The sequence below is a fragment of the Halorussus litoreus genome (assembly GCF_003382685.1).
Lineage (GTDB): Archaea > Halobacteriota > Halobacteria > Halobacteriales > Haladaptataceae > Halorussus > Halorussus litoreus.
This window is the reverse complement of the sequence record NZ_QLVG01000052.1, coordinates 1-20,415: the sequence shown is the minus strand read 5'-3', so window position 1 is coordinate 20,415 and position 20,415 is coordinate 1. Positions and strand designations below refer to the sequence as shown.

Annotated in this window: 20 protein-coding genes and 1 pseudogene; 8 read left to right on the top strand and 13 right to left on the bottom strand. The window is 67.4% G+C overall.

Annotated elements, in window-relative coordinates; translation table 11 throughout:
• Nucleotides 1-32: 32 nt before the first annotated feature.
• The 3 genes from DPQ64_RS15345 to DPQ64_RS15335 form a co-directional block, all read right to left on the bottom strand.
• Nucleotides 33-1,070 carry a hypothetical protein gene (locus tag DPQ64_RS15345; protein WP_115865190.1) on the bottom strand — a complete coding sequence of 346 codons (1,038 nt, stop codon included), beginning with the start codon at nucleotides 1,068-1,070 and terminating at the stop codon, nucleotides 33-35.
• Nucleotides 1,071-1,188: 118 nt separating this feature from the next.
• Entirely contained in the window at nucleotides 1,189-3,009 is a 1,821-nt protein-coding gene (locus DPQ64_RS15340) for a ribosome biogenesis/translation initiation ATPase RLI (protein WP_115865189.1), read from the bottom strand.
• 2 nt (nucleotides 3,010-3,011) lie between these two features.
• Nucleotides 3,012-3,320, bottom strand: a complete 309-nt coding sequence (locus DPQ64_RS15335; RefSeq protein ID WP_115865188.1) for an EMC6-like membrane protein — start codon at nucleotides 3,318-3,320, stop codon at nucleotides 3,012-3,014.
• A 205-nt stretch (nucleotides 3,321-3,525) separates the two neighbouring features.
• Here DPQ64_RS15335 and DPQ64_RS15330 point away from each other — a divergent pair, with 205 nt between their 5' ends.
• On the top strand, nucleotides 3,526-3,807 hold the full coding sequence (locus tag DPQ64_RS15330) for a helix-turn-helix transcriptional regulator (protein ID WP_115865187.1): 282 nt from the start codon (nucleotides 3,526-3,528) through the stop codon (nucleotides 3,805-3,807).
• 231 nt (nucleotides 3,808-4,038) lie between these two features.
• Nucleotides 4,039-4,428: a rhodanese-like domain-containing protein gene (locus DPQ64_RS15325; protein ID WP_115865186.1), complete on the top strand. Its 390-nt coding sequence runs from the start codon at nucleotides 4,039-4,041 to the stop codon at nucleotides 4,426-4,428.
• Nucleotides 4,429-4,480: 52 nt separating this feature from the next.
• On the opposite strand, the gene yciH is transcribed toward DPQ64_RS15325, so the two are convergent.
• The 5 genes from yciH to DPQ64_RS19665 form a co-directional block, all read right to left on the bottom strand.
• A complete protein-coding gene (gene yciH / locus DPQ64_RS15320) occupies nucleotides 4,481-4,774 on the bottom strand; it encodes a stress response translation initiation inhibitor YciH (RefSeq protein ID WP_113276842.1) in 294 nt (97 codons plus the stop codon).
• Between the two features lie 54 nt (nucleotides 4,775-4,828).
• Nucleotides 4,829-7,186, bottom strand: coding sequence for a transglutaminase TgpA family protein (locus DPQ64_RS15315; RefSeq protein ID WP_115865185.1), 2,358 nt, complete (start codon nucleotides 7,184-7,186; stop codon nucleotides 4,829-4,831).
• Nucleotides 7,183-8,355, bottom strand: a complete 1,173-nt coding sequence (locus DPQ64_RS15310; protein ID WP_115865184.1) for a DUF58 domain-containing protein — start codon at nucleotides 8,353-8,355, stop codon at nucleotides 7,183-7,185. The genes DPQ64_RS15315 and DPQ64_RS15310 overlap by 4 nt, the downstream gene beginning before the upstream one ends.
• Before the next feature lies 1 nt (nucleotide 8,356).
• The gene (locus DPQ64_RS15305; protein ID WP_115865183.1) at nucleotides 8,357-9,334 is read right to left on the bottom strand and encodes an AAA family ATPase; all 978 of its coding nucleotides are present in this window, start codon (nucleotides 9,332-9,334) and stop codon (nucleotides 8,357-8,359) included.
• 603 nt (nucleotides 9,335-9,937) lie between these two features.
• On the bottom strand, nucleotides 9,938-10,444 hold the full coding sequence (locus DPQ64_RS19665; protein ID WP_232820600.1) for a DUF7573 domain-containing protein: 507 nt from the start codon (nucleotides 10,442-10,444) through the stop codon (nucleotides 9,938-9,940).
• 116 nt (nucleotides 10,445-10,560) lie between these two features.
• Between DPQ64_RS19665 and DPQ64_RS15295 the strand changes: the two genes are divergently transcribed.
• Nucleotides 10,561-10,767, top strand: a complete 207-nt coding sequence (locus tag DPQ64_RS15295) for a hypothetical protein (protein ID WP_115865182.1) — start codon at nucleotides 10,561-10,563, stop codon at nucleotides 10,765-10,767.
• Here the strand turns inward: DPQ64_RS15295 and DPQ64_RS15290 are convergent.
• From DPQ64_RS15290 to DPQ64_RS15280, 3 genes are all read right to left on the bottom strand, one after another.
• Nucleotides 10,724-11,710: a 5,10-methylenetetrahydromethanopterin reductase gene (locus DPQ64_RS15290; protein ID WP_115865181.1), complete on the bottom strand. Its 987-nt coding sequence runs from the start codon at nucleotides 11,708-11,710 to the stop codon at nucleotides 10,724-10,726. The genes DPQ64_RS15295 and DPQ64_RS15290 overlap by 44 nt on opposite strands.
• Nucleotides 11,697-12,524: a coenzyme F420-0:L-glutamate ligase gene (locus DPQ64_RS15285; protein ID WP_115865180.1), complete on the bottom strand. Its 828-nt coding sequence runs from the start codon at nucleotides 12,522-12,524 to the stop codon at nucleotides 11,697-11,699. The genes DPQ64_RS15290 and DPQ64_RS15285 overlap by 14 nt, the downstream gene beginning before the upstream one ends.
• Nucleotides 12,525-12,863: 339 nt before the next feature.
• Entirely contained in the window at nucleotides 12,864-13,823 is a 960-nt protein-coding gene (locus DPQ64_RS15280; protein ID WP_115865179.1) for an NOG1 family protein, read from the bottom strand.
• Between the two features lie 138 nt (nucleotides 13,824-13,961).
• Here DPQ64_RS15280 and DPQ64_RS15275 point away from each other — a divergent pair, with 138 nt between their 5' ends.
• The 5 genes and pseudogenes from DPQ64_RS15275 (at nucleotide 13,962) to DPQ64_RS15255 (ending at nucleotide 17,022) form a co-directional block, all read left to right on the top strand.
• Nucleotides 13,962-14,633: a TetR/AcrR family transcriptional regulator gene (locus DPQ64_RS15275; protein ID WP_115865178.1), complete on the top strand. Its 672-nt coding sequence runs from the start codon at nucleotides 13,962-13,964 to the stop codon at nucleotides 14,631-14,633.
• Entirely contained in the window at nucleotides 14,630-15,892 is a 1,263-nt protein-coding gene (locus tag DPQ64_RS15270; protein ID WP_115865177.1) for an MFS transporter, read from the top strand. Before DPQ64_RS15275 ends, DPQ64_RS15270 begins: the two co-directional genes overlap by 4 nt.
• 253 nt (nucleotides 15,893-16,145) lie before the next feature.
• A pseudogene (locus tag DPQ64_RS19945) lies at nucleotides 16,146-16,427 on the top strand (VOC family protein); the annotation flags it as partial.
• Nucleotides 16,428-16,469: 42 nt separating this feature from the next.
• The gene (locus DPQ64_RS19940) at nucleotides 16,470-16,700 is read left to right on the top strand and encodes a DUF433 domain-containing protein (protein ID WP_115865214.1); all 231 of its coding nucleotides are present in this window, start codon (nucleotides 16,470-16,472) and stop codon (nucleotides 16,698-16,700) included.
• A gap of 121 nt (nucleotides 16,701-16,821) precedes the next feature.
• Nucleotides 16,822-17,022 carry a DUF5615 family PIN-like protein gene (locus DPQ64_RS15255; protein ID WP_115865176.1) on the top strand — a complete coding sequence of 67 codons (201 nt, stop codon included), beginning with the start codon at nucleotides 16,822-16,824 and terminating at the stop codon, nucleotides 17,020-17,022.
• A 54-nt stretch (nucleotides 17,023-17,076) separates the two neighbouring features.
• Here DPQ64_RS15255 and DPQ64_RS15250 read toward each other — a convergent pair whose 3' ends face one another.
• Nucleotides 17,077-18,453, bottom strand: a complete 1,377-nt coding sequence (locus tag DPQ64_RS15250) for an NUDIX domain-containing protein (RefSeq protein WP_115865213.1) — start codon at nucleotides 18,451-18,453, stop codon at nucleotides 17,077-17,079.
• 213 nt (nucleotides 18,454-18,666) lie between these two features.
• Nucleotides 18,667-20,415, bottom strand: a 1,749-nt coding sequence (locus DPQ64_RS15245; RefSeq protein WP_198662153.1) for an Hvo_1808 family surface protein, incomplete at its 5' end; no start/stop codon positions are given.

Genomic DNA, 20,415 nt, shown 5'->3' with positions numbered 1-20,415 from the left:
ACTGGCCTCGTATTTAGATTCTTCCACTCGTATCATCCCCCATTTGTACCGATAATTGCCCAGAGAAACCACGATATGCCGTGTAGCACGATTGGTGCCACACAAAGAATCCGATACCGTTCGGCCCATTCCGTGCGAAGCGCGTACATCACACCGACCGTGATCGATGTAACGCCCGTAGAGATAGAGCGACTTGCTGTCTCGGGTACAAATCCCGCTACTGTCAGTGCTTCCGGGTCTATACAACCGAAATGGAGAGCAGTTTGAACCACGAAGATGAGTACAGCAATCCCCATCGCGATGCCCCAGTATCCGGCTAGCAATCGGAGGAGTCCGGTGTTGTTCGGAACGAGATTGTAGTTCAGTTCCCACGTGTACTCGTCACTTTCCGCTGGCGGGAGATGTGTCGATAGCACCCGTGTATCGTCGCCATACCCGTTCTCGTAGAACTGATTACGGTCTGCGTGTTCGCACGACTTGTCTACCACGGTTACGTACTCGGACGGTCCTTCGACGACGAATAGTTCGGAATGTTGTCTGTCAGGCCGTCGTGTAGCTCTGGCGATGAACGATGGGATTCTGAAGAACTTCTGCTTCCAGTGTGTTATCCACCCTGTGATTTGTGGCTGTTCCCATGGGCGATGATACTGCGGCTGTTCGGACTGTCCGAAGGTGATCCTGATACTCCGAAGCTCATCAGGCCCTATCGGCCGCTCTGGTGGTAGTTGAACGAAGAGCGTATATTTGAGGTCGCCAAATCGTTCCTCGATCTGCGAATACTCATCTTCGTCCGTTTCTTTGACATCGTTGAGGAGAGCTTCGACCTCATCGTTCGGAAAGTAATTGAGCTTCGTATCGTCTTCGTCGAACACTTCGAGATTGAGTCGAAACTGCCCTAACGGCAGAAAGATGTAGTTCTTGGGTTCGTTAGTGTTGTTCCGAACGACGAATTCCTTCTCGCGGTTGTAATCCGTTGGGGACACGAAGTCGGTACGGTCGACGACACGGACTAGTTCTAGAGCTTCCTCCTTTGTCTCTTGTCTATCCTGTTCTTCATCGCCGTTGTCCATCAGTTAGTATAGTCTCGATAGACTATTGTATTCTTTCCGATATCTGAGAGCCAATTTCTACTCTGTAGGGCATATCTCGCGAGTAAATTCGGTGTCGAAAGCCTCTAAAAGTGCGGCTTCAAGGCGCGTAGTAGTACTCGCCCGTCTTCTTCTGTTCCTTGTCGAGCTGGCTCCCCGGCTTGTTGATGCGGGGTCGCCCGACGTTCTCGTCGCGGCGGAAGGTGATGTCGAGGTTCGCGAGGAAGTCGTTCATCCCGTCGCGCATCCCCGTGGGCGCGCCGGCGTGGCCGCTGACCGCTGGTTCGCCGTCGAACACCATCAGGCGGTCCGCCAGCAGGTCGATCATGTAGATGTCGTGGTCGACGACCATCACGGTGGCGTCCTGCTGCTCGGCGTAGCGCCGGATGGCCTGCGTCGCGCGAACCCGCTGCTCGACGTCGAGGTAGGCGCTCGGCTCGTCGAGCAGGTAGAGGTCCGCGGTCTCCGAGAGCGTGGCCGCGATGGCGACCCGCTGGCGCTCGCCGCCCGACAGGTCGAGCAGGTTCTGCTCCATGATGCGTTCGAGCTGGAGCGGCTGGGCGATCTCGGTGTTCCAGTAGGAGGTGCCGACCTGATCCGTGATCGACCGCAGGAACACGTCGACTCGCATCGACTGGTCGATCTCGATGTACTGGGGCTTGTACGCGATGTCGAGGTCGAGATCGAGCGCGTCGCCCGATTCGTCGGGAGTCAGTTCGCCGGCCAGCAGCTTCGCGAAGGTGGACTTCCCGATGCCGTTCGGACCGACGATGCCCAACACCTCGTTCTCGTAGACGGTGCCAGCCTCCACGTCGAGGCCGAACTCGCCCTCGCCGTAGGACTTCGAGAGGTCGGGGTAGTCCACGAGCGGGTCGGCGTGGCTCGCGGTCCGTGGCGCGTGCTCCTCGAACTCGATGGCGTTCGGCCGGATGCGCATGTTCTCGTTGTCGAGGTAGCCCGCGAGGTACTCGTTGATGCCGTTCCGGACCGACTTGGGGTCGGTGATGACTCCGTACGCGCCCGGCTCACCGTACGCGACGTGGAGGTTGTCCGCGACGAGGTCGAGGATCGCGAGGTCGTGCTCGACGACGAGCATCGACTTATCGTGTTCCTCGGCCATCTCCTGGATGAGCCGCGCTGCGGCGACCCGCTGGCTGATGTCGAGGTACGGCGTGATCTCGTCGACGAAGTAGAAGTCGGCGTCGCGGGCCAAACAGGCCACGAGCGCGACCCGCTGGAGTTCGCCGCCCGAGAGGCTGTCGATGTCCTGGTCGACCACGTGTTCGATCTCCAGCCGTTCGAGCAGGTCGTCGAGCACGCCGCGCTCGTCGGTGTTCTCCAGCAGTTCGGAGGTCGGCCCGTCGAATCGGTCGGGGATCTTGTCCACGTACTGGGGCTTGCGCGCGACGCTGACCTCGCCGGCCTTCACGGCTTCGAGGTAGTCCTGGAGTTCGGTGCCGCGGTAGGCGTCGAGCACCGCGTCCCAGCCCGGCGGCTCGCCGTGCTCGCCGAGGTTGGGTGCGAGTTCGCCCGCGAGAATCTTGACCGCGGTGGTCTTCCCGATGCCGTTTGGCCCGAGGATGCCGGTGACCTGCCCCTCCAGCGGGACCGGCAGGCCGTACAGCGAGAAGGCGTTCTCGCCGTAGCGATGGACCGGATCGTCCTGCAACTCTTGGGGCAGGTTGATGATCTCGATGGCGTCGAACGGACACTTCTCGACGCAGATGCCGCAGGTCTCGCCCAGACAGATCTCCTCGCTGATGTGGATCTGGTCGGGGTCGCCTTCCTCGGCGTCATCGCCCCGGAGCGTGATGCACTCCTTGCCCGTCCGGTTCGGCGGGCAGTAGTTCTTGCACTCGTAGTTGCAGCGGTCTGGTTGACACCGTTCGAGGTCAACGACCGCGATGCTGTCGTCGGCCATGATCAGAAGGTGACGCTGTTGGTCAGCAGGATGGTCCACGTCACGAACCAGAGCGAGAACGTCATGAACAGCACGTAGAGGTGGTCCTTCATGGAGAAGTCGTTCAGGTCGATCCCGAGCACGTGCAGGATCGGCAACTGGGCGAACACGAACGCGCCGACGATGACCAGCCCGAGCTGGTCTTTGGCGGCGGTCCCGAGGTACGCGGACGACACCACGGCGGCGGCGACGCCTGCCAGCGTGGCGACGGCCGTCACCGTGATGCCCCGTACGTGCGAGGACCGTCGTTCGGCTACCTGTTCGGTCGACATGGTTCCAGTTCAGGGACGCGAGTTGAAGGCCTTTTTGTTCTTTGCAGGAACCCCGACTTCGCGCACGCGACCGATTACGGGTTCGGGCGCGACCGCGATGCGGACTCGCGCGAGCGGCCCGACCGCACTGCGGAACAGTACACCCCGGAACAGTGGCAGACGTTCTCAATACTTTTATGACGATGGCCTGTTTCGATTCGTAACGATGGCAACGCAGTCCGAGTTAGAGGACATCGACGACCTCCCGCCGAGTGCGAAACTAGTTTTCAAGGTGCTGGAGTACAAGGGAGCGCTCACTCAGAAACAGATCGTCGAGGAGTCGATGCTGTCGGCCCGGACCGTCCGCTACGCCCTCGAACGCCTCGAAGAACTCGGCGTGGTCGAGGAGGACGTGTACTTCGCCGACGCGCGTCAGAACCTCTACGAGATAAACGAGGCCGCCGACGTGACCGCCGACGGATGCGAGGCGCAGAACTGCGCGGACTGATCCGGGATTCTATCTCCCGCCCTCCAGTCGACTTCGCCCCAGTTAGTAGCCCGTCGCTCGCCCGCCAAGCAGTGTCGTGACGGTAACTGATCCCCGCCCGGCCGTCGTGGTGGGAACTCGCCACCACCCGACCGTCGTGACGCGCCCCGGCGGCCGAGACGCGTCTCGGCCGCCGGGGCGCGTCACAGCCCACCGCGGGGCTTATTCGGCCGGACGACCAACCCGGAATCGATGGACGCCGAAATCTCCCCGGAAGAAGTCAGCAAACTCCTCGACGCCGGCGCGGACGTGCGCGTCGTAGACATCCGACCGGAAGCGGAGTTCGAGCGGGGCCACATCCCCGACAGCGAGAACATCCCGTTCCACGCGCTCGCCGACGAGATCGACCGCCTCGACGGCGCGGACCGGGTCGTCACCGTCTGCCCGCACGGGCAGGCCAGCGTGCAGGCCGCTCGGCTCGTGGCCTCCTACGAGGGACTCCCGGACGACGCCCGAATCGAGAGCATGGCCGGCGGGCTGGAGGCGTGGGAGTACGGGGTCGAAAGCGGCGGTGAGGCGGAGAGTTCCGGAGAAAGCAGCGAGGAGGATACCGACTCCGATGGCCCCGAAGCGCCGTTTTAGATAGCGTCGTCACTCGGTGACCCTGTTACGACAGTACAGAACCGGTGCGGACTCAGGCTACGTTGAAACCCTTGTCACGCAGGAAATCCTCGACGCGCCCGGTGTGGTTGCCCTGGAGCTCTATCTGGCCCTCCTCGACCGTCCCGCCGCACGCGAACTTGGACTTGAGGTCCGAGGACAGGCTGTCCAGATCTACGTCCTTGGGGTCGAATCCTTCGATTATCGTTACCTCTTTACCGTAGCGTCGCTCGTCGATGCGGATGTTAATCTGCTGGGACTCTTTGGCGACGTCCTCGCAGACGCAGAGCTCTTGAGGCAGCCCGCACGTCGAGCACACTTCCGACATTACGACTAGGCCTACGAAAGCGTCCTATTAAACATTGTCGGGAACGCCGTTAGTTTATCGGCCGCCGAGGCCTCGGCGTTCGGCGACGAGTTCGTCCACCAGCGACACCGCTTCCTCGGCGAGCTCGTCCTCGACCTCCCCGGCGTAGCGGACCCGCTCGTAGATCCGTCCGACGCGCTCGGCCCGGTCGTCGAGGTCGCCACGGATCGCCATCGCCGAGAGGTACTGGCGGGGCGTCTCGCCGGGGTCCCGTTCGCGGTGTTCGTCGGCAAGCAGCCCCTCCAGCCGGGCGAACGCCCGCTCCACGTCGGCCTCGGGGTCGCGGCGGGGCTGCCACCGGAGCCAGACCGCCCGCTGAGCGCGACCGAGCGCTCCCGTCCGCCGGGCGGCCGCGAGCAGGCCGACGAGCGCGATCGCGCCCAGCACCGTCTGCTCGCGCGACGGCAGTCCAAGGGGAAGCCCGCCGTCGTCGCTGTCGGCCTTCGACGCAGTCGTCGCGTCGGTCCGGGCGGAGGTGACCGGCTCCACGTTGCCGTCGTCGAGGCCGGCTCCTACGGGCTCGAGTTGGCCTCGACCGCCGGCGAGCGTGGCGTTCACGCTCGAATCGGTCGTCCCGTTCTCGCCGGACTGGGTCGTCAGGTCGTTGGCTTCTCCGATGTCCGGCATCTCGGTGGTCGAGGGCGTCCACGTTCCGTCCTCGCTCTCGTCGGTGTCGACGTTCGAGACGTTGCCCTCGCGGGCTTGCTCGACCTGTTCGTTCTCGGCCGACTCGCGCGGCCCACCGGGCGTGGGGTCGAACTGCACCCAGCCGACGCCGGGGAAGTACGCCTCGACCCAGGCGTGGGAGTCGAGCCCGCGGACGACCCACTCGTCCTCGGCGACCTGCTGGCCCGGCGTGTACCCGACCACGAACCGGGCGGGGACGCCCTGCGAGCGCAGCATCGTGACCATCGACGTGGCGTAGTAGGTGCAGTAGCCCTGCTCCATGTCGAAAATGAAGCTCTCGGCGATGTTGCCGTCCGGGCGGTCGACGTCGAGCGAGTAGCGCTTGTTGCTCTCCAGCCAGCGCTCGATGGCCACTGCCTCCTCGTATGGGGTGGACGCGTCGGCGGTAATCTCGTCGGTGCGGTCCGCGATGCGGTCGGCCGAACTGCCCGGCAGCTGGAGGTACCGGTCCTCGACGCGCGCGGGGTAGTCGGTGCCCGCGGTCTGTAGCTGGCGTCTCTCCGGAGCCGGAGCTCTGCTCACGACCGAGTAGGTCTCGCCCTCGCGGAGCGACCCCACGGGATCGAACGAGCCGCCGGCCCCGACCCTGACGTTGTCCCGGTCGCCGTCGGTGAGCCTGAGCGGTCGCCACGCGGCGGGCATCGCGTCCATCCGCTCGGCCTCCACGGAGACGGTCTGTTCGATCTCCAAACTCGGTCCCGGCGGCGGTTGCTGGACTCCGTAGTCGCGCGGGTCGCCCGTCCGTATCCAGCCGTCGCCGTCGTAGCGGTCGTACGCGCCGACGCGCCAGTACGCCGACTGGTCGGCCTCGACGGTGAACCGAACCTTCGGCGAGAGCCGGATCGACCCGACGACCGACAGTCGGTCTTGGTTCGTCACGAACGCGTCCTCGACCGTGGGCGTGCCCGAGCCCCCACCCGGCAGGATGGGGCTGGTCGCCCCGCCGGGGACGACGCTGACCGTCGACGAGAGCACCACCATCGTCACCAGCACGACCGCGATGGCGTCGACCTGCTCGGGGGTGCCGCCCCGCCGAGCCAGCGTGCCGAACCCGAGCGCCGCGGTGGCCGCGAGCGTGCCGACCAGCGTGACGAAGCTGCCGGCGTCGCCGCTCAGCACGAAGAAGACAAGCGCGGCCCCGCCCGCGGCGACCGCCAGCGCGTACCGCCGCCGGAGGACGAGATACCACGGCGCGAACACCAGCGCCGGGGCGACTCCGAGCGCCCACGCGCCGACCTCGGTCATCCGGAGCACCGACAGGCCGGTCAGCAGCGCCACGTTGTCCGCGAGCACCTTCCCGAACGACACCGCGACGAGGTAGGCGCTCGGCACCGACATGTAGTAGCCCGCCAGTCCGACGGCGAGCAGTCCGCCAGCGACGAGCGCAGCGTGGCGCGGCGAGAGCCGGCGCGCGAGCAGCGTCCCGACGACCAGCGTCCCCGCGACGAGCGCGGTCAGGGTCCCCGTGCCGCCTACGATGTCGGTGACGTGGTAGAGCACGCTCACGGAGGTCGCCATCAGCACCGCGACCGAGCCGACCGCGAGCCGGTGGTACGACGCGGCGCCGTCGCCGATCCGGAGCCCGTCGCGGAGTCCCTCGCGAATCGGCGAGTCCGCGGTCGCCGGCGACCGCGGACTCGCCGATTCGCTTGCGGACGGTTCGCCGGTAGATGCGTCCCCGCTCATTCTTCGTCACACCCGGCGTCCTGCGCGGGGGGTCGGCTACCCTCAGCGTCCGGCGGCGCGGGGCGGTCGCCGCCGGCGACCGGCCCGCGCAGCCCGTTCGTGGGTCCGTACTGCTCGTCGTGCGCGACCGAATTCCATCCGCCGTCCGCGAGTGCCGTCGAATCGGTCCCCCCAGTTTCGCCGGGACTGTCCAGTCCACCTCCGGAGCCGGTGAGTTGGTCGAAGGTGACCGTCCGGCCCTCGACCGTGACGTGGACCGCGTCGGCGTCGGTCGGGCCCTGAACGAACACGTCGGCGCGGTCGCGCCGGGCCTCGCCAACCGTGCCGGGGTGGGTCCGAGCCAACAGGGTCAGCAGTTCCGTCCGATGCTCGGGGCCGACATCGGGCGCGACCCGGTCGCCGGGGACGGTCAGTCCGACCGCGAAGCCGGCGTCGAGCAGGTAGGCGGCGATGCTCGCCGTGGCCTCGGCCACCTCGTCCATCCGACCGCCGTCGGCCTCCGCGAGGAGTTCGACGCGCTCGCGGTTCTCGCTGGCCGCGAACTCCATCACGACGAGTTCGTCGGGGCGCTTCGCGCTGGACTTCCAGTGAACGTCCCGGAGCGGGTCGCCGCGCTCGTACTCGCGCAACTGGTCGAAGCGGTCCCGGCCGCCGACGCCGAACTCGCGGTGGAGCGAGGCGAGTTCGCCCGCGTCGCTGAGCCGGTGGACCGTGGGAAACACTACGACTTCGAGGTTGACCGGGTACGAGTAGGTCCGCTTCCAGACGCCGAGCACGTCCTCGGCGGCGAGTTCGACCGGGCCGACGGACCGGACGCCGCGGTCGCGCAGGTCGACCTCGAACGTCACCGGCTCGTCGGCCACCGTGGTCTCGACCGCGTCCGCGTCGACCGCGAGCCCGTCGGCCGCCGACAGCCGGACCGTGGCGACGAGCGGCCGCGAGGCGTCGAAGTCGAGCGAGGCCGTCACCGACTCGCCGGCGAAGCCGTAGCCGGGCGTCTCGGTGTGGAGTTCGGGCGGAGGAGTGCGCTTGAGCTGTATCCACCCTGCCGCGAGCGCGAGCAGCGCCGGGCCGACCACCGCGTTCAGCGAGCGGGCGCTGAACCACGCGGCCATCACGAAGCCGCCGACCGCGACCGCCGCGACCGCCCAGCCGCGTCGCGTCAGCATCTCACTCCACCGGGACCGCGTCGAGCGCTTCGGCGATCAGGGCCTCGCCGGACCTGCCGCCGGTCTCGGTCCCCGACCGAACCCGGTGGGCGAGCACGGACTCGGCTTCCGCCTGCACGTCGTCCGGGACGACGTACTCCCGGGCGTCGAGGACAGCTCTCGCTTGCGCGGTCCGGAGCAGCGCGATGGAGCCCCGCGGGCTGACCCCGAGGTCGGCGTGGTCGCGGGTGTAGTTCGCGAGCCGGGTGACGTACGCCCGGATTGGCTCCTCGGCGGTCACCCGCGCGGCCGTCTCGCGGGCACGGACCACCTCGTCGCCGGTCGTCACCGGCTCCAGCTCCTCGATGGGGTGACGGCCGGACATCCGCCGAAGGACCTCCGCCTCGTCCTCGGGCGAGGGGTAGCCGAGCGCGAGTCGCTTGGTGAACCGGTCGACCTCGGCGACGGGGAGTTCGAAGGTCCGGTCGGCCTCCACGTCGTTCTGCGTGGCGATGACGGTGAACGGCTGGTCGAGTTCGTACGTCTCGCCGTCGACCGTGACCTGCGTCTCCTCCATGGCTTCGAGCAGGGCCGACTGGGTCTTCGGCGGCGCGCGGTTGATCTCGTCGGCGAGCACGACGTTGCCGAACACCGGGCCGGGACGGAACTCGAACTCCCGGCTCTTCTCGTCGAACACGTTCACGCCGGTCACGTCGGTCGGCAGGAGGTCGGGGGTGAACTGGACGCGGGTGAACTCACAGTCGATGGAGCGGGCGAGCGACCGGGCGAGCATCGTCTTGCCGACGCCGGGCACGTCGTCGAGCAGGAGGTGGCCCCGAGCGAGGATGGCGGTCACGATCTGCTCGGTCACGTCGTGGTGGCCCACGATGACCTCTTCGACGTTCTCGACGATGCGCTCGGCGACGTTCGCCGCCTCCTCGACCGGAAGCGGGTCGGGCGACGCGTCGGTTCGGCGCGGGGTAGAGTTGGCTTCCGTCATGGGTAGCTCGGTCCGCACGCGGAGGGCGAGAAGGCCGGCGGTCGGAGCCCCACCGAAGCGTGCGATTACTACCCGTACCTTTCGGCCCCACCTTTGAAACTTTTGTCCCGCCGGAACGCGCCCGCTGGACGGCCACTGCCCGCTTCCTCGGGAGAACGACGACCGCTGCGCGAGGGTGAGTGGAGGGTGGTGGAGACGGCAGGTCGTGGAGGTAACGCCGGACCGTCTCTCGGTATTCTCTGGCTCACGCTAATCTGAATTGACAACCACAGGCGTGCGCGAGCAGTGCGCGGCGCTTCGCGCCGCGACGAGCGAGCGGTGTCTCGGCGAGCGACGCGAGCCACGGCTCGGAAGAGCTTCGCTCTTCCGGTGCAACCGCGAGCAACGCGCGCGAGGGACGAGCATCGCAGGCCGAAGGCCGAGAAGCGCAGGAGGTTGGGGAGGTTCGAGGCACGTGCTGTGCTGTGCGGTTGCGGTGCGGTCACGCCGAGGCGCAAGCAGTAGCTAGCTTCTCTCTTCACCCAAAATCCACGCTATCGTTTCACCGAACAGCCACTACCCACGCACGAGTTTAGAGAACGAACCCGAAGACACCGCTCGAACTCACCACTCCTTGCAGTCCTCACAGACCAGTTCACCCGCCTTCTGTCCGTCCGCCCGCCAGCGCCGCTCGGCCGACGCGCCGCAATCGGCGCACTCGCCACCGTCTGGAGTCCAATCGTACGTCGAGCGCGCGGGTTCGACCTCGGAGATATCGACCGTGGACTCGTCGGTCGACTCTCCGACGGTCGCGGCCTCCGAATCCGCGGATTCGGAGGCCGCGACCGTCTCGTCGGTGGGTTCGGTTTCGTCGGGGGTATCGAGGGCTTCGCCGTCGGCCTCGATTTCGGCTGGTTCGTCGCCAACCGTGGCCGATTCGTCCTCAGCCTCGGGCTCGTCCTCGGCCTCGACCGAGCCGTCTTCGAACTCGCCGTTCTCGCTAGGTTCGGCGTCCCCATCAAGCTCGGCGCTTTCGTCGTCAGTTTCGGCGTCCTCCACGGGCTCGCCTTCCTCGTCGCTCTCGGCCGCGTCCTGCGAGGCGAACGCGTCGAGCGTCGCGTCCTCTGGCACGCGCAAGGCTACGGGAGCCGCCGTCGTAAGGGTAGCGGAGTAGCAGTCGGTGAGAACAGTCACAACAATCGCCCGCAGACGAACCAAACAAGTACCACCGGCACGCAGACTCTCGTATGGCGAGCATCATCCAGAACATCGTGGACATGGCGGGCTACTTCGGAGACGCCGCGTTCTCGTTCCCGACCTCGATACTCCTCGTAGCCATGGGAGGCCTGCTGATAACCGGCGCGTCGCTCGCGCTGGGACTCCTCGCAGCAGGCGCGGTCGTGGACTTCCTCACTCCCGAGTCGCTCGGTCGCAGGCCGCCCCAACGAGGCTGACCGCCGCCTTCGGGTCCGCCCCGAGCGGCGAGCCGGCGACGAAGCTGTCGGCGTACTCCAGCACCGCAGCTATCTTCTCTGCAGCCGAGTCGGGCGTGCCGGCGATGCAGAACGCGTCGATCATCGCGGGCGTGACCGCCTCGAACGCCGCCGAGAACTCACCCGACTCGATAGCCTCGCCGATTTGCCCAGCGCGGTCGTGGTCGACGCCGTGGCGGTCGAGCACCGGCGGGGCGGCTCCCGCCGCGATGAACGCGACCGGCGGCCGTGCGGCTTCGCGGGCCGCCGCTTCGTCTTCGGCCACGCTGACGCTGGCGTAGGCCGCGAAGTCGAACTGGCCGAGATCGTCCGACCGCTCTTCGAGCCCCTCAGCGACGCGCTCGTCGGCCCACGAGAAGTCGTCCGGGTGCGAGGCGTTGACCAGCACGCCGTCGGCGTGCTTGGCGGCCATCCGGATCATGTGCGGGCCCTGCGCGCCGACGTAGACCGGGATCTCGCCGACAGCTCCGGGATAGTTGAGCCCCGCGTCCCTCGCGACGAAGGTGCCGTCGTGGTCGACGCGCTCGCCCGCCCAGAGCTGCTGACTGACCTTCATCGCCTCCAGCACGCGCCGGAGCGGGCGGTCGCGCTCGAATCCGAGATTCCGGAGCGTCGAGCGGTCGCCCGCGCCGAGTCCGCAGACGGCCCGGCCGTCGCTGACCTCGTCGAGCGTGGCGACGCTGGAGGCGAGCGACACCGGATGGGTCTCGTAGGGGTTGGCGACCCCCGGCCCGACCAGCAGGTCGTCGGTGGCGGCCGCGACCCTGTCGAGGACCACGAACGGGTCGCGGTTGTTGTAGTGACAGCTCGCGAACAGCGCGTCGAACCCCTCCTCTTCCGCCGCTTCGCCGAGCTCCACGAGTTCCGGGACGGGATGCTCGGGCGTGAGTTCAATCCCGCGCAAACTCCCACCCCCGGAGCGCCTGCCGGACGAAGTCGCTCTCCACGTCGCGGTAGAGGTTCTCCGAGCCCTCGTGAGCCCCGAACTCCCAGTCGCGCACGACCGCAACCGGGAGGCCGTCGTCGCCCTCGCCGGTCACGAGGTTGGCCGCCGCGGCGAGTTCGTCGACCACCGCCTCGACCGTGACTTCGAGTTCGTGGCCGTCGCGGTCGGTCTCCCCGCGCCAGTCCCTGCTGGCCGGGATACCCGCCCAGCCGAGCGCGACGCCGCGCTGGCCGTGCCGGAACGGTCGCCCGGAGGTGTCGGTGACGACGACGGCGGGGTCGGCCGCGAGGTTCCGGCGGATGCGCGCCGCGCTCTCGTTCGGGCGCTCGGGCAGGAGCAGGAGGTCGGGGGCGTCGCTGGACCCGTCGTCGCCGCCAGCCCCGTCTTCGCCACCGGTCCGTTCGTCGTCCCGCGCGCCACCGACGTTTGACCGGTCGATGCCGGCGTTGACGCCCACGTGACCGAACTTTGTCGCGGTGAGCAGGAACGGTGCCTCCATGATGATCTCGGTGCTCTCCTCCAGCACGGCCTGCGCGAACCGGGGGTCTTTCTCGTCGCCCGAGATGTCGGCCAGTCGGTCGGCGAGTTCCCGCGCTCTGGGTCCCGCCGGGAACTCGTCGAGGTCGGCCCGCCGCCCCTCGGCCTTCGAGACTATCGTGCTGGCGACCAGCACCACGTCGTCGTCCCGGAGGTCGGCGCGCTCGTCGATCATCTCCGCGAGGTCGTCGCCCGGCCGGACTTCGGGCAGCCCCGGCACCGCGAACACTTCCATGCCGCGGCGTTGGGGCGTTGCGGGTAAAAACCCGTCCGAAACGGGCAAGCGAGCGTGGCGAGGATCGCAGGGTGAAGCTGCCGGAATCGGTGGCGAAGTTCACTGATTCTAGAGATTACGTTGTCCTTTGGAGAGACGCGCTTGATTGGTCAGTCCACCGCGGCGCGCGAGCAACGCGCGCGAGGGACGAGGACCGCAACGAAGTGAGGACCGCAGGAGGTTGGGGAGGCGTGAGGCTCGCGGTCGCGGTGCTGCTGTGCGGTCTCTCAGAGGCATCGGTTGTAGCTAGCTTCGTGACGCTTCCGGAAGTTCCCAGAACAAGTTGTCCGGGGCCGAACGCTACTCCTCGAACGGCAGTTCCGGCTCGTACCCCACGGCGTCCACGGCCGCGTCGAGCACCGCGTCGACGTTCTCGCCGTTCTCAACGCTCATGTACGCGTCGGCGTCCACATCGGTCGAGAGGTCGGACTTGTTGCACACCGTCAGCACCGGTACGTCCGCGAACTGCTCGCCGAGCGCGTCCCGGAGGTCGAGTTGGGCGTCGAGGGGGTACCCACAGTAGCCACTGGCGTCCACCACGAACACGATGGCGTCAGCGAGGTGGGTCAGCGCCGACACCGCCTGATTCTCGATGTCGTTGCGCTCGTCGGCGGGCCGGTCGAGCAGGCCGGGCGTGTCCACGATCTGGTAGCGGATGCGCTCGCGGTCGAAGTGGCCAACGCGCACGCCCTTCGTGGTGAAGGGGTACTCCGCGATCTCGTTGCGGGCGTTCGTGACCGCGTTGACGAACGACGACTTGCCGACGTTCGGGTAGCCCGCGACCACGACGGTCGGCTCGTCCGGGTCGATCTCGGGGAGCCGCCGGAGGTCCTGATGAGCTTGCCCGACGCGTTCGAGGTCGTCGGCGACCTCCTCGACCACGTCCGCGAGCCGAGCGAACGCCTGCTTGCGGAACTTGCGGTCGGTGTCGGCGTCGCCCGTGAGCTTCCCCTGGTACTCGCGGCCGATCTCGTGGGTCTTCCGGCTGGCCCACTGGATCTCGGAGAGCGACTTGCGGAGTTCGTCGACATCGACAATCGCGTCCGCCAATTCGTAGTAGAAGGGGTCGACGTCACGGAAGTCCGGCCACTCGGTCGCGACGTTCCCGAGGTTGTCGCTGAGGATGTTCGACGAGGTCTGGAGCATCGACTGCTGGGCCTCCGCGCCGCTCTTGGCGCGCCCGGCCCGCGCGGCCCGCGAGAAGGCCTTGTCGACGAGCTCCTCCGACGTCGGGGTCGTCGGAAGGTTCTCGAAAATCATGACCGTCAGTACGTCTCGCGGGATTAAAAGGGCGTCCATACTGGGTTTACAGTCGGTCGCTCCAGACCCCTCCATCCCAGACGCAACTCCACCCGAAACCGCGAACCCTTTCAACCCCGTGTTAACTAACTAGTTAGTATGACCGACGACGCCGACGACGGGGACGGCGTCCCAGCCGACACGCGCGAGGCCATCATGGAGGCCACGTACGCCGCGCTCTGCAAGCACGGCTACGCCGACCTCACGATGCAGGCCATCGCCGACGAGTTCGACATGACGAAGGCCGTCCTCCACTATCACTACGACACCAAGGAGGACCTGCTGGTCTCCTTTCTGGACTACCTGCTCGACCAGTTCCTCGACGCGGTCGACACCAATGCGGCCGAGGAGAGCGAGGACCCCGACGACCCGGCGGACCGACTCGTCGCGCTCGTGGATTCGCTCGTGCTCGGCGACCGCAGCGGGATGCCCGACGACGACCGCGACGCCAGATCCGAGGCCGAACACTGGGAGTATCACACCGCCCTCCTGGACGTGCGAGCGCAAGCGCCACACAACGACGCGTTCCGCGACCAGCTCACGACCAACTACGAGTACGTCGCCGCCGCCGTCGCCACCGTCGTCGAGGACGGCGTCGAGACGGGCGTCTTCCGGGAGGTCGACCCCGACAGGACCGCGGCGTGGCTACTGGCGACGATAAACGGGGCCCGCCTCCATCAGGTCACGCTCGACGCCGACGTGGCCCGGGAGGTTCGCGACGCCATCGTCGAGGACTGGATTCCGTGGCTCCGGAGGCCCGAGAGCGAATGAGTCGGTGGTTCGGCGGCGAGGACCCGAGCGTCAAGTACGTCGTCGGGAGCCTCGTCGCCGGCGTGTTCCTCGGCGGGGTCGGCGGCGGCGTGGCGTTCCCGACGCTCCCGACGCTCGGCCCACTGCTGGGCATCTCGCCGTTGTTCGTCGGTGCTATCCTCTCGGTGAACCGGTTCACCCGACTGCTGATGAACACCCCCGCGGGCCAGATTCTGGACACTATCGGAACCCGCCGGCCGATGATCGCCGGGTTCGTGGTCCAGGGGCTGGTCCCGTTCGGCTACGTGCTCGGTCTCGACCCCGGCCCGATTCCGCTCGACAGCGCGACCGTCTTCCTGCTCTCGCGGGCGTGCTGGGGCATCGGCTCGGCGTTCGTCTTCGTCGGGGCGTTCAGCACCATCACCCACATCACGACGCCCGAGAATCGCGGTCGCTGGGTCGGCTACATGCGCGGCGGGCAGAGCCTCGGCTTTCCCGCGGGGCTGGTGGTCGGCGGCCTCGTCACCGACGCGTTCGGCTACAGCGAGGCGTTCCTCGTGGCTGGATTCGCAGGCCTGCTCGCGGCGGTCGTGGCCGCGCTGGTGCTCCCGGACGTGAACGCCGACGTGGGGACCACCAGCAGCCTCCGAGACCTCCCAGCGCTGGTCGGCGCAGACGCGCGCATCTTCACCGTCGGCGCGATCAACTTCGTCGTCCGATTCCTGTTCGCGGGCATCCTGCTGTCGACCGTGGTGCTGTACGCCGAGGAGTACGGCATCGCCGTCGGCTCGCTCTCGGGCGTCGGCGCGAGCGGACTCGTGATGGCCGTCAGCGTGCTCGGGTCGAGCCTGACCACCCTGCTGGTCGGGCGCTACTCCGACACGCTCACGAACCGGGCCGCGCTCACCATCCCCGGACTCGCGGTGTTCGCGTCGGGGTTCGCCGTCCTCGCGCTGGTCCAGACGCTCGAATCCACGCTCGTCGGCGTCGCGCTCATCGGCATCGGCGTCGGCGGCACGAGCCCGCCGCTGCTGGCGTATCTGGGCGACATCAGCCCCGCGGACGACGTGGGGAAGCTCGGCGGCGCGTACAACGTGTTCGGCGACCTTGGTTCGACGCTCGGCCCACTGGTCGCGCTCCCGGCCGCCAACGCGTTCGGCTTCACTGTCGAGTATCTGGCCTGCGTCGCGCTCATCGCGGTCGCCTGCGTGCTCGCGGCCCGGACGCTGTACGGCGACGCCTCGATGGTGGAGATGTCGCCGGCGGCGGCCGACGACTGAGAAATGGTTCGGACGGGGTGACCAACCGCGAGTATCAGCCGGTGAACCGAAGTCCTGGCGGACTGAAAGGGCGAGGCGCGGTCGCGCAACGCGTGGTCGTCTCAGCGACCCCTATCCGAGTGAGCGAAGCGAACGAGGATATGTCGCTGAGCGACCGCGATCGCGCCGAGGGCTTTCGAGGTTACAGTCCTCCTCATCGAGACGAAGGTGATTGACCGAACGTTCTTCACAACTCGTTGAGAAAATCCCGTTCGTGAGCCACGACCACGCCGACCCCGAGCGCGCCGGGCAGCTCCACCACGTCGAGCTGTACGCCTCGGACCTCGACGCGTCGCTCCCGTTCTGGGACTGGCTGCTCGGCGAACTCGGCTATGAGCCCAAGAACGACTGGAACGGCGGTTGCTCGTGGATCAACGGCCCGACCTACGTCGTGCTGGTGCAGGCCGAGGAGAACGACCACCCCTTCGCCGGAGGCTACTACGCGCTCTACTGCGATGGGCCAGAGAGCGTGAAGGTCGAGGTCGTCGGGCCGGAATGGCCCTGTATTTCAAGTCAGTGCGGGTACTGCTCCTCGCATATGAAAATCACCCGAGATCCTGGACACAGTGACGGAGCACCGACAATCGAGGGTACCGGTATCCGAGTAAAGGACGTTGCCGTGGCGTACGAGCACAGCGGGTACGAACCCGACGAGATAACGCAACTGTACCCGGACCTCACGCTTTCGGACGTTCACAGGGCGTTAGCGTACTACTACGACCACATCGACGACTTCCGGTCGGCTCCGTCCGAGTCTGCATCCGCATGATGAGACCGCTGTACTGCGACGAGAGTATCTGGGTCCCGGTAGCTGACGGGCTTCGCCGTCGTGGATGGAGCGTTCGAACCGCTAGGGAGGAAGAGACGTTAGGAAAACTGGACCGTGAACAGTGCAATATGCGGTCGAAAACGACTGGATCCTCGCAACGTTCGACGACGATTTTCTGTCTCTCGTCGAGGGCGAAAGACTGGAGCACGCGGGATTGATTTACGTCCAGCAGGCAGGACGGCAGATCGGTGACGTGGTCAAAGCGGTCGACGCACATCTCGAAGACCGAGACGAAGACGACCGCTCTATCGAGTATCTGTGAACGGGCCGGCTCTTCTTCTGTAGGACGAAACACTGTTTCTGTTAGCGTCCGGAACTACCACGCCGCGACCTCCCGCAGTTCCTCGGCCACCTCGCGCACGCCCTCGTCGTCCAGCGTCCCGCGCTCGGTGATCACTCCCGAAAGCAGATCGGCGGGCGTCACGTCGAAGGTTGGATTCAGCACCGCGACGCGCTTCTCGCCGTCGTAGATTTCGGCCGGGTTCCCGTCCTCCAGTTGCACGGTATCGTCGGTCCGAACCTTGTCGCTGGCCGCGACCGCGTACGCGGGGACGCCCTCGCGCGCCGCCGCGAGCGCGGCAGCGCACGTGCCGGTCTTGTTCACGACGCGGCCGTCCGGCAGTATCGCGTCCGCGCCGACCACCACCGCGTCCACGTCCTCGGTCGCCAGCACGTGCGCGACCGCGGCGTCGGTATGGAGAGTCACGTCGGGGGCAGATTCGTTCTCGTCGCTTTCGATGCTCTCCACGGTCTCGTCGTTCTCGATGCTCTCATCACCTCCGTCGGCGTTCGCGGTCGCGGGGGGGGGGGGGGGGGGGGGGGCCGGCCCCCGCCCCCCGCCCCCCCCCCCCCCCCCCCCCCCCCCCCCCCCCCCGACGCCCTCCCGCGCCGGCCGAGACTCCGCGACGAACACCGACTCCGCGGCGGGGAGCGCGTCGAGCACGGTGCCGGACTGCGAGAGAGTGAGGACGGTCGCGTCCCGGATCTCGGCGGCGGCGTTCTCGGCGGCCCCCTCGTCGGCGCGGAACGCCCGGTCGATGCCCTCGCGCGCTGCGACCTCCACCGCGTCCGGGCTCTTTTCGCCCGAAGCCGCTGACGCCATCGCGCGGTTCACGCGGTTGGCGACCGCGGCCATGCTCGGCCGGGCGTCGAGCAGTTGCTCGGCGATGGCGGTGAGTTGGTCCCAGCCGCCGGTGTCTTGCACCGCGAAGGACCCCGCCCTGTCTCGGAGGACTTCGAGCGCACGGACCGAGAGGTACGCCGACCCGTGCGCCGAATCGTCGGCGACCTGCTGGATTGTCGGGGCGACCCGCGAGTAGGCGGCCCAGAGCTTCGGGACCGTCTCGCGCCGGAGGATTTCGGTCGGGTGGACCCACTCGGACTCGGTGGTCTCCCAGTTCGTCTCGGCGTCGCGGCGCTCGCAGTCGAACAGGTACGGGTGGACGACCCACCGCGTGTCGATGTCCGAGTCTTCGAACTCGAAGGTGACGCCCTCCCGGGCGAGCGTGCAGGCGTCGCGCAGGCCGGTCTCCTCGGCGATTTCCTCGCGGGCCGCGGCGTCGGGGTCACCTTCGGCGTGGCCCGCGACGCCACCCCACAGGCCCGCGTAGGAGCCGACCTCCTCGGAGCGACACAGGAGCAGCACCTGACCTCGGTTCCGCAGAAAGCAGGTCACGACGTGCGTCTCGTCCATGTCCGATGCGTGGGCACGGAGCGGCTTGAACATGGAGGGTCGACTAGGAGGCGATGGTTTTTCGGTCGGTGAGACGGCCTCGAAAGCCCTCGGCGCGCTCGCCCTTTCATCCGCCAGGCCGTAGTTGTTTCAGTTTGCAAAACTGCTGATCTGTCAAAACGCGTTCGCGTTCGCGTTCGCCTGAGTCAAAAATCGAAACCACTGCCGACCGACCTACTCGGCAGTGGTCGTCTCGGTCTCGTCGTCCTCTCCGTCCTCAGTCGCGTCGGCCTTGGCCCCACCGTCGTCCTCGGTCGTGGTTTCGGTCACCATCGTCGCCTCGGCGGCGGCGTCACCGTCGGTACCGTCTGCGTCGTCGGTGGCGCTCGCGTCGCCGTCGTCGGTGGTCGTCCCGTCGCCGTCGTCGGTGGTCGTCCCGTCGCCGTCGTCGGTGGTCGTCCCGTCGCTCTCGCTCGCCGCGTCGTCCGCCGATGTTCCGGGCGCGACCGGGTCGGCGTCGGCCTCGACGTTCGAGAGTTGGCCGACGGTCGGCGCGTTGACGACCGTCACGGTCGTCGCGTTCACGTCGACGTAGAAGGCGTCGGCGAACCCGCCGTCGTCGATGCGCCACGTGTTCGGGCCGAGCTGCTGGCCGCCCCAGTACCGGAGCACGCGCTCGTAGCCCTCGACGAACTGCTCGGCGTCCTGGGGCGAGTCCCACGCCAGTCGCCAGACGTACGCCTGCTCACCCGACTCGTTCTCGTAGGCGTGGAGCCGATCGCCGTCCCAGCCGGTGGAGTACGCCGACTCGTAGTTGAGCGGGTCGAAGTCGCTGACGTTGCCGGTCTCGTTCTGGTTGAACCACTGTGCCGGCGCAACGACCTCGGTCTGCCCGCCGCTGTCGTAGTACGGGAAGACGAACATCGCCATCAGGCCGGCCTCGCCGACCTCGGCGTAGTCCGGTCGGTCCGGCGGTCGGATGCGCTCCCACGCGTCGGTCGCCGAGTCGTTCAGCGCCACGTCGGTCGGCTCGTCGACCCCGTAGCGCTGCGGGTGGATGACCTGTTCGCTGCTCGCGGGCAGGTCGGTGTAGAGGTCGTTCACCGCGTCCCAGCCGCCGAGGCGCTCGGCCATCCGGACGAACGCCGGCCCGTCGCTGTACGGCTGGTACTTTAGCATGTACACGCCGATGTTGGCGAGTTGGCTCGCGGCCCCGCTCTCGCGGCCGGCGAGGCAGTCCCAGCCCTGTCGACACTGGCGCTGGTACAGCCGGTCGACGTAGCTGGCGTCGCCCTCCACGATGCCGTTTCTGGCGTTGACCTCGTCGCGGAGGTTCACCTCCAGCGGGTCGCTTTCGAGGCCGAACCGCTGGTCCTGCCACGCGTGGACCAGCTCGTGAGCCAGCGTGATCTCGTCGAGGCGCAGCTCGTCGGCGTTCTCGGCGACGACCACGATCCGGTCGGCCTGCGGGCTGTAGAACCCGAGGACGCCGCTGCCCCTGTTCTGGCGTTGGACCTCGATGGAGTCGGTCTCCTCGCCGACGAGGAACATCGACTCGAACTTCGCGTTGTCGAAGGCCCGGAGCGCCTCGGAGACGTTCCCGCCCGCCACGTCGCTCTCGCGGAACTGCTCGCGGCTGATCACGCTCACGGGCACCGACTCGTCGAACTCGATGCACCGGACGGCCTCGACGCGAGCCATCGTCCGAGCGACGACCGACTCGCGCTCCTCGTCGGTGAGCCCGTCGCTCTGGTTCACGTCGAGCGTCTCGTTGTACCAGTAGCCGCTCTCCCAGCCCGTCGCGTCGGACTCGGGATCTGCGAGGTCCGAGGACGGTGTCGCCGCGCACTCGGCGACGGTCGTTGCGTCGGCTTCGTCCTGCGCGTTCGCTGCAGGAGCGCCGGTTTGCGCGTCCGATAGTTTGGCTGTCGCATCCGACGAGTCGGTCGCGGCCGGGGTCGGCGGCGCAGCGGCCGCTGCGCC

What these genes read in the sequence shown, in the direction of transcription:
- yciH (WP_113276842.1), bottom strand. Translation starts at nt 4,774, where the DNA reads ATGTCGGAAGTGTGCTCGACGTGCGGGCTGCCTCAAGAGCTCTGCGTC.
- DPQ64_RS15275 (WP_115865178.1), top strand. Translation starts at nt 13,962, where the DNA reads ATGACCGACGACGCCGACGACGGGGACGGCGTCCCAGCCGACACGCGC.
- DPQ64_RS15280 (WP_115865179.1), bottom strand. Translation starts at nt 13,823, where the DNA reads ATGATTTTCGAGAACCTTCCGACGACCCCGACGTCGGAGGAGCTCGTC.
- DPQ64_RS15310 (WP_115865184.1), bottom strand. Translation starts at nt 8,355, where the DNA reads ATGCTGACGCGACGCGGCTGGGCGGTCGCGGCGGTCGCGGTCGGCGGC.
- DPQ64_RS15285 (WP_115865180.1), bottom strand. Translation starts at nt 12,524, where the DNA reads ATGGAAGTGTTCGCGGTGCCGGGGCTGCCCGAAGTCCGGCCGGGCGAC.
- DPQ64_RS15340 (WP_115865189.1), bottom strand. Translation starts at nt 3,009, where the DNA reads ATGGCCGACGACAGCATCGCGGTCGTTGACCTCGAACGGTGTCAACCA.
- DPQ64_RS15330 (WP_115865187.1), top strand. Translation starts at nt 3,526, where the DNA reads ATGGCAACGCAGTCCGAGTTAGAGGACATCGACGACCTCCCGCCGAGT.
- DPQ64_RS15345 (WP_115865190.1), bottom strand. Translation starts at nt 1,070, where the DNA reads ATGGACAACGGCGATGAAGAACAGGATAGACAAGAGACAAAGGAGGAA.
- DPQ64_RS15270 (WP_115865177.1), top strand. Translation starts at nt 14,630, where the DNA reads ATGAGTCGGTGGTTCGGCGGCGAGGACCCGAGCGTCAAGTACGTCGTC.
- DPQ64_RS15295 (WP_115865182.1), top strand. Translation starts at nt 10,561, where the DNA reads ATGGCGAGCATCATCCAGAACATCGTGGACATGGCGGGCTACTTCGGA.
- DPQ64_RS15315 (WP_115865185.1), bottom strand. Translation starts at nt 7,186, where the DNA reads ATGAGCGGGGACGCATCTACCGGCGAACCGTCCGCAAGCGAATCGGCG.
- DPQ64_RS15325 (WP_115865186.1), top strand. Translation starts at nt 4,039, where the DNA reads ATGGACGCCGAAATCTCCCCGGAAGAAGTCAGCAAACTCCTCGACGCC.
- DPQ64_RS15305 (WP_115865183.1), bottom strand. Translation starts at nt 9,334, where the DNA reads ATGACGGAAGCCAACTCTACCCCGCGCCGAACCGACGCGTCGCCCGAC.
- DPQ64_RS15335 (WP_115865188.1), bottom strand. Translation starts at nt 3,320, where the DNA reads ATGTCGACCGAACAGGTAGCCGAACGACGGTCCTCGCACGTACGGGGC.
- DPQ64_RS15250 (WP_115865213.1), bottom strand. Translation starts at nt 18,453, where the DNA reads ATGGACGAGACGCACGTCGTGACCTGCTTTCTGCGGAACCGAGGTCAG.
- DPQ64_RS19940 (WP_115865214.1), top strand. Translation starts at nt 16,470, where the DNA reads ATGAAAATCACCCGAGATCCTGGACACAGTGACGGAGCACCGACAATC.